The organism is Spiroplasma endosymbiont of Stenodema calcarata (assembly GCF_964031205.1).
Classification (GTDB): Bacteria; Bacillota_I; Bacilli_A; order Mycoplasmatales; family Mycoplasmataceae; genus Spiroplasma.
Map to the genome: position 1 here is coordinate 784,799 of NZ_OZ035018.1, position 16,671 is coordinate 801,469.

General features: G+C 28.1%; 14 protein-coding genes and 1 riboswitch. Of the genes, 3 read left to right on the plus strand and 11 right to left on the minus strand.

Annotated features, from left to right (window positions below):
• Positions 1–5: 5 nt before the first annotated feature.
• Positions 6–1,943 carry a DNA topoisomerase IV subunit B gene (parE, locus tag ACQH24_RS04275; RefSeq protein WP_425379404.1) on the minus strand — a complete coding sequence of 646 codons (1,938 nt, stop codon included), beginning with the start codon at positions 1,941–1,943 and terminating at the stop codon, positions 6–8.
• Positions 1,944–2,070: 127 nt separating this feature from the next.
• Between parE and plsY the strand changes: the two genes are divergently transcribed.
• Positions 2,071–2,871, plus strand: coding sequence for a glycerol-3-phosphate 1-O-acyltransferase PlsY (gene plsY / locus ACQH24_RS04280; RefSeq protein ID WP_425379405.1), 801 nt, complete (start codon positions 2,071–2,073; stop codon positions 2,869–2,871).
• 323 nt (positions 2,872–3,194) lie between these two features.
• On the opposite strand, the gene ACQH24_RS04285 is transcribed toward plsY, so the two are convergent.
• From ACQH24_RS04285 to ACQH24_RS04325, 9 genes are all read right to left on the minus strand, one after another.
• A complete protein-coding gene (locus ACQH24_RS04285) occupies positions 3,195–3,815 on the minus strand; it encodes a hypothetical protein (protein ID WP_425379406.1) in 621 nt (206 codons plus the stop codon).
• A gap of 10 nt (positions 3,816–3,825) precedes the next feature.
• Entirely contained in the window at positions 3,826–3,984 is a 159-nt protein-coding gene (locus ACQH24_RS04290; RefSeq protein WP_425379407.1) for a hypothetical protein, read from the minus strand.
• Between the two features lie 228 nt (positions 3,985–4,212).
• Positions 4,213–6,513: an endo-beta-N-acetylglucosaminidase gene (locus ACQH24_RS04295; protein ID WP_425379408.1), complete on the minus strand. Its 2,301-nt coding sequence runs from the start codon at positions 6,511–6,513 to the stop codon at positions 4,213–4,215.
• A 2-nt stretch (positions 6,514–6,515) separates the two neighbouring features.
• Positions 6,516–7,391 (minus strand): hypothetical protein, encoded by an 876-nt coding sequence (locus ACQH24_RS04300; RefSeq protein ID WP_425379409.1) that lies wholly within the window; start codon positions 7,389–7,391, stop codon positions 6,516–6,518.
• Between the two features lie 13 nt (positions 7,392–7,404).
• Positions 7,405–8,088, minus strand: coding sequence for an ATP-binding cassette domain-containing protein (locus ACQH24_RS04305; protein WP_425379410.1), 684 nt, complete (start codon positions 8,086–8,088; stop codon positions 7,405–7,407).
• Between the two features lies 1 nt (position 8,089).
• The gene (locus ACQH24_RS04310) at positions 8,090–8,848 is read right to left on the minus strand and encodes a hypothetical protein (protein WP_425379411.1); all 759 of its coding nucleotides are present in this window, start codon (positions 8,846–8,848) and stop codon (positions 8,090–8,092) included.
• 209 nt (positions 8,849–9,057) lie between these two features.
• The gene (gene mtnN / locus ACQH24_RS04315) at positions 9,058–9,720 is read right to left on the minus strand and encodes a 5'-methylthioadenosine/S-adenosylhomocysteine nucleosidase (protein WP_425379412.1); all 663 of its coding nucleotides are present in this window, start codon (positions 9,718–9,720) and stop codon (positions 9,058–9,060) included.
• Between the two features lie 4 nt (positions 9,721–9,724).
• The gene (locus ACQH24_RS04320) at positions 9,725–10,822 is read right to left on the minus strand and encodes a nicotinate-nucleotide adenylyltransferase (protein WP_425379413.1); all 1,098 of its coding nucleotides are present in this window, start codon (positions 10,820–10,822) and stop codon (positions 9,725–9,727) included.
• 56 nt (positions 10,823–10,878) lie between these two features.
• The gene (locus ACQH24_RS04325) at positions 10,879–11,562 is read right to left on the minus strand and encodes a hypothetical protein (protein ID WP_425379414.1); all 684 of its coding nucleotides are present in this window, start codon (positions 11,560–11,562) and stop codon (positions 10,879–10,881) included.
• Between the two features lie 85 nt (positions 11,563–11,647).
• Positions 11,648–11,748, plus strand: a riboswitch (TPP riboswitch).
• A gap of 82 nt (positions 11,749–11,830) precedes the next feature.
• Here ACQH24_RS04325 and ACQH24_RS04330 point away from each other — a divergent pair.
• Positions 11,831–12,850 (plus strand): energy-coupled thiamine transporter ThiT, encoded by a 1,020-nt coding sequence (locus ACQH24_RS04330; protein WP_425379415.1) that lies wholly within the window; start codon positions 11,831–11,833, stop codon positions 12,848–12,850.
• Positions 12,851–12,905: 55 nt separating this feature from the next.
• On the opposite strand, the gene tkt is transcribed toward ACQH24_RS04330, so the two are convergent.
• Positions 12,906–14,876: a transketolase gene (tkt, locus tag ACQH24_RS04335; RefSeq protein WP_425379416.1), complete on the minus strand. Its 1,971-nt coding sequence runs from the start codon at positions 14,874–14,876 to the stop codon at positions 12,906–12,908.
• Between the two features lie 549 nt (positions 14,877–15,425).
• Here tkt and ACQH24_RS04340 point away from each other — a divergent pair.
• Entirely contained in the window at positions 15,426–16,652 is a 1,227-nt protein-coding gene (locus tag ACQH24_RS04340; protein WP_425379417.1) for an MFS transporter, read from the plus strand.
• Positions 16,653–16,671 lie beyond the last annotated feature (19 nt).

Below are 16,671 nucleotides of genomic sequence, written 5' to 3' on the forward strand. Positions count from 1 at the left end.
TTTGCTTAATTAGCTATCAGTTGAAAATCATCTTCTAATGTAAACTTAACATTTTCATCAATTCAGTCTTTACGTTTTTTGGCATCATCACCCATTAAAGTTACAATTCGTTTTTCTGCTATAAGCGCATCATCAATTGTAACTAAAATCAACTGGCGGGTTTCAGGATTCATCGTTGTTTCTCACAATTGTTCCGCATTCATTTCTCCTAATCCTTTATAGCGTTGCAATTCAAACTTATCTTTTAATGTACTTAATTTTATTTTCAATTCACTTTCATCTCAAGCATAATCAATTTTTTTATTCTTAGTATTTAAGATTTTGAACAATGGTGGCAACGCAATATAAACCCGGTGGTGTTCAATTAATGGTCGCATATAACGATAAAAGAAAGTTAATAATAAAGTTTGAATGTGGGCCCCATCAGTATCAGCATCCGTCATAATAATTACTTTACCATAATTTGTATCATCAATATCAAAGGCATTTCCAACCCCAGCGCCAATGGCATTGATCATCACATTAATTTCCTCATTATTCATTAAGTCTTGTAATTTTGCTTTTTCCGCATTAATTACTTTTCCACGCAAAGGTAAAATGGCTTGAAAACGGCGATCACGTCCTAATTTGGCACTACCCCCGGCTGAGTCACCTTCTACTAAAAAGATTTCATTATTTAATTTATTTCTACTTTGAGCAGGGGTCAATTTTCCAGTTAATAATCTGTCACTATTCCCCCGTTTTTTATTATTTCGAGCCGCTTCACGTGCTTTGCGCGCTTCATCACGAACATTTCGTGCTAATAATGCCTTTTCAATAATAGCATAAGCACTTGTTTTATTTTCTGTTAATCAAAAAACAAATTGTTTTGTAACAATCATTTCCACTGCTGATCGGGCATCATAGGTTCCTAATTTACCTTTAGTTTGACCTTCATATTGAATTAAATTTTCCGGTATTTTAACTGAAATAATTGCGGTTAAACCTTCCCGGGTATCAATTGAATCTAAGTTTTTATCTTTTTCCTTTAATAACCCCTTTTTACGGGCATAATCATTAATAACCTTTGTTAATCCACTACGAAAACCAACAACATGACTTCCACCTTCACTTGTTTTAACATTATTGGCAAAACTAAGTAAATTTTCATTAAATTCCGTTGAATATTGTAATGCTACTTCAACTTCAATTTCTTTTTCAAGACCTCGCATTATTACAATTGGGGTAATACTTTTTTTCCCTTCATTCATATAACTAATAAATTCTTCTAATCCATTATGAAATAAATATTCCACTGCTTTGCCAGCACGATCATCGGTTAATGTAATTTTAACACCACTATTTAAAAATGCTGACTCACGAATTCGTTCTGAAATAGCTGAAAAAGAAAAATCAATTACTTTAAAAATTTTTGAATCAGGTAAAAAAGTAATAGTTGTTCCGGTTTCAGTTGTCGGTCCAAGTTCAGTTAATTTTTGTTTTACTTGCCCACCATTAGCAAACTTAATATGTCAAATCTTTTTATCCCGATAAATTTTAACATCAAAAACAGATGATAAGGCATTAACAACCGAGGATCCAACACCGTGTAATCCTCCTGATGTTTTATAACCATCACCACCAAATTTTCCCCCGGCATGAAGAACTGAAAAAATTATTTCTGGGGTAGACTTCCCGGAAGCATGCATTCCTGTTGGAACACCACGACCATTATCTTGCACTGTAATGGCATTATTTTTATGAATAATAATATTAATTTCCGTACAATATCCTGCTAAGGCTTCATCAATTGAATTATCGACAATTTCTCAAACTAAATGATGTAATCCACGAACATCAGTTGAGCCAATATACATCCCTGGACGCTTGCGAACTGCATCTAATCCCTCTAGAATTTGAATTGATGATTCATCGTATTTTAATGTTTTATTTTCGGTACTCATATCTTAATCATTCCTTTAATTCTAATTTTGCACTGTAATTATCTTATATTATAATAATTTTATTTACAATTATTTACAAAATTATTTCTAATATATTATATAATAATATTAAAATAGAGGTGAAGAAATGACATTATATGGATATTTAGGAACAGTCCTTGTTGCAATCATTGGATATTTAATTGGGTCTTTTAGTTGATCGATCTTTATTAGTAAAACCATTTACAAAATTGATGTACGAGAATATCATTCAAAAAATGCTGGTGCCACAAATACCAGTCGTGTCTTAGGCAAAAAATGAGGTTTTGCAATTATGTTTTTAGATATGTTAAAAGTTACGATAACAATGGCTATTGCTTTTGCGATTAGTTGTATTGATATTAATGGCGTTAATTTTGGTTCAACTAGTTATTATATTCCCGGGTTATGTGTGCTAATTGGCCACTCTTATCCAATTTATTACAAGTTTAAAGGAGGAAAAACTGTTTCTTCGTTTTTAGGATTACTATGAATGACTAATCCTTATTATTTCTTAATTGCGGCTGTCGTCTGATGAAGTACATTCTTTATTTGAAAACGTGTTTCTGTTTCTTCAATTTTAGGAGCTATTTTTGTTGGAACTTTATGCTGAATTCCACAATTAAGTGGAATTCAGGTTATTAATTTTAATGGTGATTTACTTAAAGATTCACACGTTGTTTGAATGAATTACTTCCATTATGTTAATTACAATAATTATTATGATAGTTTAGCCTTAATTAATATTATTATTACTTTAAGTGCAATCTTTTTAATTTTCAAACATCATCAGAATATTGCCCGATTATTCAAAGGAACGGAAAAACAATATGATTTTAAAGGTAAATCTGATTTAGCAGCAGGAAATATTTCACCTCCTATAAAAAGTAATCCTATTAAAAAAACATAATTGTTATTTAGAAAAAATAATGCCATGATAAGAAAAAAAGTGATTAATCTAAAATCACTTTTTTTCTTGCCCTATTTCATAACATTCAATAAAATAACATAAATACTATTTAAGATTATTAATACTTATCTTTTAAAACCACTAATAAAAGCAAAATATGAACCAACACTAGCAGTGCTAATAAACACAAGTGTTCCAAATATTGGTAAATAAATCGAAGTAAATGCTAGGTTGCGATCAACAGAAGGCACAATTAAGAAAAAGCCATATGGATTTTGATCACTTTGTGTATAAAATATATAAACAATTCAAGTAATATATTTTTATGGAATAAAATAACCAATAACAATAGCTGGCATTGTTGTTGCAAATGATAAATCAATTAGAAAATCACCAAAAATAAAAGATAAAATAAAAATCAAAATATTAATAGTCTGTACTAAATAAATATTCTTTAATGATCCAGCAATTAGTAAACTTAAAAAGAACATTATTAAAATATTTAAAATCATCCCGAGGAATAAACCAAATCATTCTCACATAATATGTTCTTTATGACTTAAATCGATTAAAAATAAATAGCCTAAAATTAATCAAATAGTAACAAAAGTAATCGTAAATAAAACAATTAGTAAAGCTGATATAAACTGAATCTTATTTAATCCAAAATTTTTTAAATATTTTAAGAAAACGGAATCTCGTCATTCACAAATAATAAAAGATACTAAAAATAGCAAAAATAAGGTAGGTAGTAATGTAAAAGATGAAATCATAATATAACGATTTGTTTTTAGCATTTGTTGATATCAAAGGAAATAAATAAAAGTAATTAATATCATTGGGGCCACAATCATATAAATATATGTTCGGGATGTTTTTAAAATTGTTTTGAACATATAAACTATACAACGATTAAACATCTTATGATTTTGATTAGTTCGCATAAATACCTCCTTATGATACTCTAACATTAAAGACAAAACCTGCTGCTGTGATCCCATTCGTATAAACTGGTTTAATCATTAGTTGAATTCCCTTTTGATTCTTTGTTAAATCCTTTATAAAATAATAATTTTGAGTTGTTTCCCCTACCCGATATCATTTATTATCCATAAAGTAATATATTGCATAATAATTAAGATTAGCAATATTTTGACTTTCTAAACCAAAACGAAGATTAAATCATTCTTTTGTTGAATCATGGCGTTTAATTGCATATTCAACTGTTGGCTGGGTAATCTTAACATTATCAATAGGTTTGGCTGGGGCAGTAGTAATTTTAAATTCACCAACATTAAATTTAAAATCATTTGCTTGCGGAATAATTTGTAACCCAATCTTTTAAATCCGATTTGCTTTATCGACATTTGCAATTTTACTTAAATCAAATGAAACTTTTATTCATCCATCTGTTAATTGTTCTGATTGCGTCGGAGCAAATGTTTGACCCGATGAAACCCCCGTCGTTTGATTAGTTTTTGTAATTCAAAAATTAACCTTAGCATTACTATTATTATTGGAACCATCATAATAAATAAAACTAATTTGATGATTATTATTAATTAAATTAGTCCCCATAATATCTCAGTCATAAACTTTCTTTTGATCTCATTTTGCTGGTAAAACTTTTCCGTCTTTATCAAAACCACTCCCAATTGCAATTGAATTTCCTTTCTTATAAACAGTATCATAATCATACATCCCAGTAATTTCATTAATATTTAGCGGCTGATCATTTTTAGTCTCATCATAAATTTTTCATTGATAAGTTGGAAGAATATCTGTTAAACGACGATTTGTTCAAGGATAAGCATTAGCCACAAAACTATTTCCTTTCTCATCCCGATCAACAAATTTAATTCCGCTCCCCATTGAAAAATTAGTTGTTTTATTTAAAATTTGATTTTCATCAAATAAAGTTGTTTTTTCTCGAACTAAACTACCAACGCCAAAACTAGTTGAATTATATCCCCCATTAGTTTGATAATCATAAATTTTTTGTTTAATAAAATTATCAACAGGTCCCTTATTACTTACTTTAATCCGCGGATCAGCTACAAAAGCTAATGCTGTGAAATCAGCCTTTGGATCTAATGCACTATAATCATTAAATAATTTATTTGCTTGTAATCCTGTGTCATTATCACTAATAAATGTATTTGTTCCTGAATAATGAATCATATTAAATAAATTTGAAACTTGCGTAGCAAAAAGATAAGCTCTTATATCATTTTTTACACCCTTTTGTTTAATTCAGTTATAGGCATAATTACCGAAAATAGCGGTCCCATTGTCCATATATGATGAAAAACTAGTGTAGACATTTGGATCATATTTAGGATTACCACTAGATGCATTCAAAGCATAAGCTAATTGACGAAAATCATATGTTCCATAATATTTGGCATTTGTTCATTCATCAATCATTGTATATAAATCACCAGGCTGATAATTTGGATGTTCTTTTAAGAAAGTCGTTGTTTTATCAGGTGTTTCTCCAAAATTTAATTGTACTTGTGTGGGAGTAATAACCCCATTTTTTGGATAACCACTTGTTGTCATTTTAATTGTTTCTGCATCATCATATCCAATTGTGTTTTTAGAAACAGTTGCATCATTTCGATAATATATTATTTGTAATTTTTTTACATTTGGATTTGCCGCAGTCCCAACTTTATAATTAAATTCCTTTAATATTTGATACATTTCATTATAATCTAAAATTGTTCCATTCGGTGCACTCCCGTTAGCTTCATTATTAATAAACCAACCATCAAAACCAAGATCTTTTGCAATATTAATTAAGATATCTACAATTTTATATGTTCCATCATTATTTCGGGCTAAAAAATCTTTTAACATTTCACGGGTTAAACCATGATAACCATCTAAAAAAATATTACCATAAATTGGTGTCCCGTTAATATGAGCCGCATCAATAACATCAGCTGGTGGTGGAATAATTGGCCCTTCAAATCATGAACCTGATCAATTAACAAATTCATTAACATACTGCCAATTTAAATTAGTATTTTCAAAAGGATTTTTTGTTCCCACAATAGTATTATCAAAAGTTCGATGTTTTCGTGAAGAAAATCCTAATTGATTATAATTAACATAAGAATTTTGTTGCTTTGAATTAGCTGTTGCAACAAAAACCCGCTGTTGTAATGGAATTTGTGCTTGATTATATTTTGCATCATAATCTGTTGCTGGATCTCAATTTAGAATCGAATTAACTCGTAAATATTTTTGTGCTGATGAAGTAACACCAAAGTCAGCGGCATAATTTCCATTTGGCATAAAACCTTTGTTTAAAGGAACCCCGGTTACTGCCTGCTTACGAATATTTTGATTTCATTGAAATCCGGTGCTAAATTTTGCATAATTAAGATATGAATTTAAATATTGCGGTTTAATTGTTCCTAAATCAACTTGTTCATTTTGCATTTTTAAAATATTTTCCGAATTTTGATTATTAAATAAAATACCATCACCATATTCAGAACTTCCTCAATTAAAATTAGGTAAGTTTTTTAAATAATTACTCCCATCAATATCGCCAATAGTACATGCAACAGTCAACATAGCGGGCGCTGTTGTTAATGTTAATAAACCAACATAAGTTAATAGTTTTTTCATTATTATTTTCCTTTCATTCCTCAATTAAAAAAATGTTTTGCTAAATAACCAAATAATCCACTAAAAATTATCAGTCCAATTATAGGCTGCCAAATTCTAGTAAAACTGATAAAAGAAACAGTATTATAATCTTCAATAATTTGACTGATTCCTAACGGGTCAATAAATTGATAAGAAGTAATTAACATATTGAATCAAATAAAGTATTTCCCTGGGCATAAATAACCAATTATAATAAAAACTCAATTATGATTAGTAATTGTTGGGTGAATTACAACATCAGAAAAAATAATAAGAAATAAGGTAACAATTGCTAAAATCGCAAATGATAAATTACGACTTGATAATGCTGTTGTCAAAAAAACATATAATACCGTTAGAAAAAAAATAACCATAATAATTCCGACAAAATACAATATTCAAATAAAAGGTCTAATATTTGATAATAAGGCCAATTTAAACCCAAAAAGAGGAATTAAAGCATACAAATTATATAAGGCCATATTTAACAAAATTGAAGTTAATGATAGTGTTAAATTTAATAAAAAGATAACAAAAATAACATTATATTCATTCAAATTAATTTGTTTAATCCGCTTTAGAAAATTCTTTTTTCGTCATTCTAATAAGTAAATTCCTAAATAGAAACTACTTGTAAAAACTGATACAGATAAAAAATTAATTAAGATTGGTGGTAAAACAACATAATAACTATAAGTATTTCAAAATCATGCACAAATAGCTGAAAGACATGCTGAAAAAAGAAACACAAAGATATAAGTACGAGGATTAGTAAAAATAGTTTTAAAAAGTAAAGTATTAGTTTTATGTAATTTTAAAAATAATGGTTTAAATTTAAATTGAATTTTATCTTTCATAGCCAATAATATTCTAAAAATAATTAATTAGCATTTTTCGTAAACTCCCATTATTTTTAATAATTTCCGTAATTAGCTGATCACTATAAATTTCACCATCTTTTAACAGCAAAACCCGATCACAAAGTAGTTCAACTTCTTCTGGTGTATGTGAAACAATTAACAAATTGACTTTTCTTTCTGTTTTTCATTCTTTCAAAAAATTTACTAATTTAATTTGCATTTTTAAATCTAATCCCGTAACTAACTCATCTAATACTAAAATGTCAGGGTCATTTAAAATTGATAAAAAACAATTAAAACGCTGACGTTGGCCTCCTGATAAAGCTGAAATTTCTTTTTTTAACAAATACTTTAATTCAAAAACATCAATTAACTTTTGACCTTCTAGTGTTTTTAAATAACCCCGTCCTTTATAAAATTTAATTAAATCAATTGGTGTTGTTCCTGATGGCCAATAGCCGTCTTGGAATTGAACACCTATTGTTTTTTTAACTTTTTCTTGTTTATTATTTACAAACTTTACTTTTCCAGTTGAAGGTTTTAAAACTCCAGAAATAATTTCAACTAATGTTGTTTTACCACTCCCATTTGCTCCTAAAAAAGCCACTGATTCACTTTCTTTAATCTGTAAATTAATATCTTTTAAAATATGATTTTTACCATAATTTTTATTAATATTTTCTAACACAATCATTCTAATTCCCCCTCCCAAATACAGTATTATAAACTTTATCAATCATATTTGTCATAACATTATCAAGTTTTAATCGTGGCTTTACTTTTGCAGCTTCCGCTGAATCAGGACCTTGTGATCATAATTTATTGCCATCTTGGTCTACTGGCACCAATGATCCAAAAACATAAAAATCAATATCAATTGACTTCTCAATTGTGCGACCTAAATCTTGAATCCAAATTTTTGCCCACTGAAAATAAAATCCAGCTTGAAAATACTTCATAACCCATAAGTTCAAATATTCATTTGGATTAATATTATTATTTGATGAATCAAGAATTTGATTAATTGATAATTCAATAAAATATGATCGTAAGCTTAAAGCCATAAATTTTTGCATATCATATGAACAAACAATTTTTTCTTCAACATAATTATCAATTTCAACAATGGGAATGCCAATTTCATCATAGCCAGGTTTCCCAATATGTTCCTCTGCCGTATCACGATATTTATAAAATTCGTCACGATAAAAACTATAATAACCATTCAACATCTTCTCATTTGTCGCAACAAGTTTCTGCTGAGTATCATTATACAAAAATTGCCAAATTTTTAGTTGACTTGCATTTTTCTTTGGTCAACCACGGCTTGGATCAACAATTTGTTTTAAATCATTTGTAACTCTAAAACTATTATTTGTGAAAAGAATAATAATACTTACAAATGGAATTACTAAAAAAGAACTTATTAAAATAGTTCAAAAATACTTTTTCATAGATTTCTCCTTTGGTTAAAAAACGGAAATAAATTGTGGGCCGTTCATATTGAACTATTTTTAATTATATATATAATAAAAAATAAAAAAAAATTTAAATTACACTGTAAAAATTGACCAGCATGAACAATATCATGCTGGCCAATTAAACAATTTTAGAAGAAAATTTTGTTATTAATAAAAAATAACAAAATTTTTATTGTCATAATTTACAATTTCATAATTAAATCCCGAATTAATATACTAGCTTGCGGTAAATTTTTTTTAAATTGACTCCCAGACGGATCGCCATTTAGTGCTAGATAATCAGTAATAATTTTAATACTAATTATTGGCAAATGATACTTTGCGGCAACTTGAAAAAAAGCTGTTCCTTCCATATCAACAACATCAATTTTATTAGAAAACTTTGTTTTAATATGTTGAAAATATTCCAATTTAGCAATAAAAATATCACTACTACCTAAAATAACTTCTTGACATCCTAATATTTTTGTAGAAAATGATGCTAATAATTCTTGATCACTATGATAACTAGCTACTTCGCCCGGAATCTGACCAATAGTATATCCAAATTCTTGAGCATCCGCAAAAGTATAATATGCTTCTGAAATAACAACAGGGCTTAACAATGGTAATGTTTCTTTTAAACTCCCAACAGTACCAATATTATAAATTCTTTTAATTGCATAATCATTAATTAAAGTTGTTAAAGTGATAGCCGCATTTACTAAACCAATTTTACTAATTGCAAATAATCATGTTCCTTTTTGATACAACTTAATATAGTCATATTTAATAATTTCAGTTGGTTGTAATGCTGTGATTGTTGGTGCTAGTTCCGCTTCCATTGCACTAATAACTAAATTCATAACATTATTTTTCTCGCTTTCATTGTTGATAAGTTCGGTTAATATTTTCCCCTAAATCCTGTCCACTAGTTTTAACAGCAGCACGTTCGAATTGCATTGTTAATAAAGCTTGGAATGCTGCTGTTAAATCTTGATCAGCTAAACTACGATATTTATCAACACCAGGATAATTTCGCTCAGCACTAATTTTATCAGCAATAAAAATTACCATTTCAAACGGTGTCATTTCAGGATGACCTACCGTATGTCATTTTATTGCTGATAAAATTTCTTCATCAGTAAACAATAAGTCATACTTTAAATAACAATATCCTGTATATGAATGTCACGTTGGAACTGGTTCATTTAAAAAAGATGGTAAGTATTTTGTTAAATAAGTTTGATGTTTTTCTGTTGACCACTGTTTTGTGATATCGTGATAAGTTCCAGCAATTAGTGCTTTATGCGGGTCTAAATGATATCGCAATGCTAACTCTTGAGCTTTTTGTCCAACATTTAAACAATGCTGATAGCGAATTTCATCCATAGTTTGTCCTAGTCGCTCTGGTAAGTATAATAAATTATTGTTAATATACTTCGTAATTGTTGGCAATTGTAAAGCAATATTTTTTCCTTCGCGTAGCATTGTCGATGATAAATGTAAATTATTATTAAAGAGAATTAAAATTGCTTGATATTGTTCTAAAACACTTTGTTTAATTTCTTCATTTCGTTGTAAAATAATAAAAGTTTGCATTCTTGTTAATTCAGAAATATTATTTCATTTTTCTAATGTTTTTAGTTGATCAGAACCAATTATAAAATAAAACTGATTAGCAGGAAATTGTTGTTGCAATTTTAAAACCGTCTCATAAGTTATACTAGGAGTCAAATTATCTAACTCAATTAAATTAATTTTAACATATCCTAGATTTGCAACTGCCAATTTAATCATTGCTAAGCGATCAGATGCCGGAGATAATTTTCGCATTTTAAAAGGATTTTGATTTGTTGGAATAATTCATACTTCATCAATATCTGTCTTGCTTTTAACTAATTTAATCATTGCCAAATGATCAGTATGAAATGGGTCAAAACTACCACCAAATAATGCTATCTTCATAATACTTGCCTCCATCATTCTTATGTTAATTTAATCAAAATAAAAACAAAAAATAATTATTTGGTTTTATTTTTAATTCCTAATTCAACTAAAACATCTTCAACTGTATCACGAACAATACGCTCAAATTGTTTAACTGATAAAGTAATCGTAAAATCCTTATTTGGATTTGAAGCAGTAGGCAACTCTTGTGATAATTTTTGTTTAATTTTAGTAATTTCTTTTTTATTTCCCGTCATTATAATATTATCTTTTTTGGGTTGTTTTGGTTTGGATTTACCATTCTGTTCTAATTCCACTTTATTATCATTCCGATGAGAAACTTTAATGCGGTCCATAATATATGCCATACGATCATTAAAATTACGTTCTTTAATTTGATTTAACATTTGTTGGAATTCATTTGGTTTAGATTCGGAACTATCTCGAAGGTTTTTTAAGTGTTCTAAGCGTTCTAATAAATTTTCATGTTCATTAACATTATGTTCTTCTTTATATTTATTTATTTGCGTACGGGCATTCTGAACAAGATTATGAATATTATTGGCACCCTTTTCATCACCATTTGATATTATTTTAGTTTTCAAATTATCTTCGGCCACTGGTGTTAAAACCTCATTAACAACATCATCATTAAAATTAATTCCACTCACCGCTTCAATATCATCATCAAAACTTTTAATTGTTGATAAATTAACCATTATTTCCTTATTTTTCTTCTTTTTCAATCATTTAAACATATCTTTTCCTCTGACTTCTATTATATATTATATAATAAATTACAAAATTCCTTGCAGTTTTTTTTAAACAATGTTATGATAAGAATGTAATTGACAGAGGTAGCTTATTATTTATAATAAGTTTGAGAAACACTCTTAGAACCTGATCTAGTTAAAACTAGCGGAGGGAGTTCAAATTCATTATTTATTAATTCAATAAATTTAATTTGATACTCACTTTCACAGATGTTAATTATAAAGTTATTTGTGTGAGGAGATTTTTTTATTTATGGAGCAAAAAGTAAGTTTTAAATGTACATTAAAACAACAACAAATTATATTATGGTACAACAAATTAACAATTTTTATACCCATTATGTTATATTTTAGTTTTTTAATCACGCTTAGTATTTTACCATTATCAAAATTACAAACAATTTTGCATTTAGAAAGTGATCAAAATTTTAAAAATATTTGAATTTTTATCATCGCAATTTGTGGATTTGGATTAGTTTTTAGCATTGTATATACCATTAGTATTTGATTAGCAAATTATGAAGAGTACATTAATTATAAAATGCAATTTATTATTTTAAATATTATTAGTTTTAATCTTCTAAATTTAATTAGCAATATTGTACTCTATAGTTATGAAATTAAAATTAGTGATATCCTTTTTTCAAAAGCAAATAAGAAAAAGCGATTTTTAATTAATTTAGGAATTTGAAAATGAAAAACATTTGATTTTGTTATTATTGCAATGTTTGCAGCAGTAACATTAGTTTTGGCTTTTTTAGAAACATTAATACCTAATTTACCATATGGGGGCAGTATTGCTTTAAAATATATTCCCTTAACAATCATTTCCTTTATTCATTCTGTTTTAGCCGGATTTATAACCGGAACAGTTAGTGTCTTAATGTCACTCCTATTTATTCCATCAGGATTTATTGTTTCACCATGATCATATTTATTAGATTACTTTATTCCAATGACTATCCCGATGATTGCTGGTTTTATGCGTTTTAAAGTTAATAATGATAAGAAATATATTACATATATTAATTATATTATTATTTGTTTTAGTATCATGACTTTAATTTATCTTTCGCAAGTTTTAGTGGGAGCTTTAATTTGAACAACCTTATTTCCTGATTCAGTTTGACCAGGTTATACTAATTGATTATATTCAATTGTTTATAACTTTATTCACAGTTTTATTTTTACTTATCCAATTATGCAAATTGTCATTCCCCTAGCATTGCGGAGTTTAGCACCTGTCTTTTGACAACGTTATTTAAAATATTAAAATTAAAAATCCTCATAAAAAAACTAGGGGAAAAACCTAGTTTTTTTAAATACCCTTAACTTTTTGATAATTGCATTTTTTTAATAATTGTATTAACAATATTTTCAACATTGAAACCAAAATATTCTAATACATCATGAAATGGTCCTGATTGGCCAAAAGTATTTATTCCAAAGTTTAAGCCAGTATTTGATGTATAACGTTCTCATCCAAAAGTTGTCCCTAATTCAATTGAAACAATCAACGCGGTTGATTCTAATAATTTTGTTTTATAACTATTATCTTGCTGATCAAATAATTCTCACGATGGCATTGATACTACTTTTACCCGAATTTTTTGATCATCTTCTAATTTCTTAGCAACCGTAATTGCCATACTTACTTCACTTCCTGTTGCGATTAAAATAACATCATTATTGTTTTCTGTTCCATACACTTGATAAGCTCCCTTTGCCACCATTTCAACTTGTGAATGTTCTAATTCTGGCAAATCTTGCCGAGTAATTAAAATAGCACTTGGTGTATGACGTGAATGTATGGCAAGATGATAAACACCTAATGTTTCATTAAAGTCAGCGGGACGAAAAACATTTAAGTTTGGTTGACTACGTAACATTGCTAATTGCTCAATTGGTTGATGGGTTGGTCCATCTTCTCCAACCGCAATTGAATCATGAGATAAAACATAAACAACTGGAATATCCATTAGCGAACTTAAACGGATCGCTGGTTTCATATAATCGGAAAAAACCAAAAAGCCACTAGCAAATGGTAATAAACCACGGTGCAAACAAATTCCATTATTAATAGCTGTCATCGCAAATTCACGAACACCATATGCTAAGTTACGGCCTTTTCGATTTTCAGCACTATAAACAGCATCCGCACCCTTTGCTTTGGTACTACCACTTAAATCAGCACTACCTCCAATTCAATTTGGAATAAGACTTGAAATTCGATCAATAATTGCCCCACTACTAATGCGAGTTGCTTGCGGTTTTGTTGGTTTTAAATCTAATAAGTCTTGCGGATTAAAGGTAAAATTACCATGAATTGCATCATCTAGTTCTTTTCCTAATACTGGGTTTTCTTCACAAAATGCTTTAAACATTTTTAGTCATTGTTCATATTTTTTAATACCTCGCAGCTTAACATTAACTTCAAAATCATTATAAACTTCACTTGGTACTTCAAATGATTTTTCTGTTCATCCCAATTCTTTACGAATTGTTTCAATATCTGTTCCTAGTGGAGCACCATGTACAGCTGGTGTTCCTTGTTTAGTTGCGCCCGATCCTATGATGGTTTTTACTTCAATTAAAGTTGGTTTATCGCTATTTTTAGCTTGAATAATCGCTTGATCAATTGCTTCAACATCATTGCCATCTTTAACAAAAAGATAATTTCAATTTGCTGCTTGAAATCGATCACCAATTTTTTCACTTTGAGCAACATTTACCATATTATCTAATTGAACATCATTTGAATCAAATAACACAATTAATTTATTTAATTTTCAGTGTCCAGCTAAAGAAATTGCTTCTTGCGTTACCCCTTCTTGCAAATCACCATCACCACATAAAACATAAGTATAATGGTCAAAAAGCGAATGTTTTTTTGTATTATACTTTGCTGCTAAGTGCGATTCGGCTAATGCTAAACCAACTGCTGTGGCGATTCCTTGTCCTAATGGGCCAGTAGTAACATCAACTCCCGGAGTTAAATATGACTCAGGATGACCTGGCGTAATTGAATTAACTTGCCGAAAATTCCGTAAATCTTCAATATTAAGGTCAAATCCTGATAAATGTAATAAAGCATATAATAAAGCACTACCATGACCGGCAGCTAAAACAAAACGATCACGATTAGTTCATTTATCAACTTGAGGATTGACATTCAAATGTCTCGTAAATAAGGTATAAGCCATTGGGGCAGCACCAAGAACAATCCCCGGATGACCTGAATTAGCTTTATTAACAGCTTCAACCCCTAACATTTTAACGGCATCAATTGATTTTTTCATTTTTTATTCTCCTTTTTATACACTGTTTAATTAATATTTATATTATCATTGTACAACGAATTAAAAAAAAGATATTCATAATTTACAAAATAATTAATTAAATCTTACTTTTTTCTAATTATTAATTTATAATAAAAAAAGTTAGAATTGTAATACAGAAAAAAAGAGTGAACTATATGGGTAAATTTTTATTTAAAAGTCGTGATAATGTCCTTTAACTTTTCTCTAAGGTACATTTTAAAATACATTATAAAGGAATTGAGAACTTTGTGGACAAAATATATTAAATAAACTGATTCCATTTGGAACTATTCTCTCTAATTTTTGGCTGATAATCTCTAATTTTATTTTTGATTGCAAAAAATAAAACATTTTGATGAAGAAAAAAAGAATTAAAAAGCAATATTCTTATATTTTGACGATATTATTGCTATATCCCGTAAAATGATGCTTTATATTTAACATTTTTTTCTTAAATAATAGTAAAATTAATTTGTATAAAAATAATTCCGCAAATAAAACAACAACACGAAAGAAGTGATAACAAAAATGACAACTAAACTATCTAATTGAAAAATAACAATCATTATTCAAGGAATCTTAATGGGCGCCCTCTTTGCATTTTTACCTTTTGAGATTTATCAAAAATTCGGATTAGCAAAAATTTGACTTTTCCTATTAATTCCGGCGGCAATGCTCTTTTTTACACCCCTTTGAGCAAAAGTAAAAAAACGAAAAAGCAATATTTTTATTTTACAAATGAATAGCTTTTTTCTTTTTATCTTTATTTCTTTATTAATGATGACCAATTTTTTTGATAACAATTTAATTATTTATTTCTATCCACTCTTGCTTTTTGCTACTGGAATTTTTGTGGCCGGGATGGTACCTTTCACAATGGAAATCATTCGAAGTTACGCCCGTCAACATCAGTTAAAAACAAATCCAAGTCTTTATTTTACCTTGGGTAATATTTTTACAATTATTATTCCTTTTTTATTTCAATATTTTTTGAATGAATTAGAAAATAATATTGCTTTACAAGTATATTTTATGCTTATAGCTTTAATTAATTTTAGTTTTATCTTTTTTAGCGATGATTTAAAAACAGAAGAAATTACCTTTAAGATTAATCCTAATAGTTGAAAAGTTTTAAAAAATAACAAGCAATTTTGAAGTTATTTATTCTCTTCAAGTTTTCTATATAGTATTAATGAAGTCTTTGGTTACTTACTACCAGTTTTAATTTTTAAAGATACACCATTAATGATTATTATAATTGGTGTACTATATGTTATCCGTAAACTAAGTTATTTACTTGGTTATTTAATTAAAGTTAACAATGTTAACATCAAACAAAATGTTTGTATTAATGCTATTCTGACCATTATTGCAATTGGTTTATTATTAGGTTTAACAGTTATGACTTTCACCGAACAAACTCAATTATTTCACCTCTTGTATCTAAGCATTGGACTAGGATGTAGTCAAATATTAATTGGCCTTTGTTTAGGACACTTAAGTCGGATCCAAAAAAATAATATTATTAGTTTAGTTGGATCTGAAAACTTAACATTAGCTTTAATGTTTGAACATGTTTTTGGTCATGCAATCTTTAGTTTATTACTAGGTATTATCATTATTCCAATAATTATTCATTACCACGCTTTTATGCTAACTTATGTCATTATTTATAGTATTATTATTGTAATGTTAATACTAAGTTTGTCTTTCATTTTTATAAAACCAAACATGCCAAAAAACATCCGTGAATAAATTAAAAGATAACTTTTTA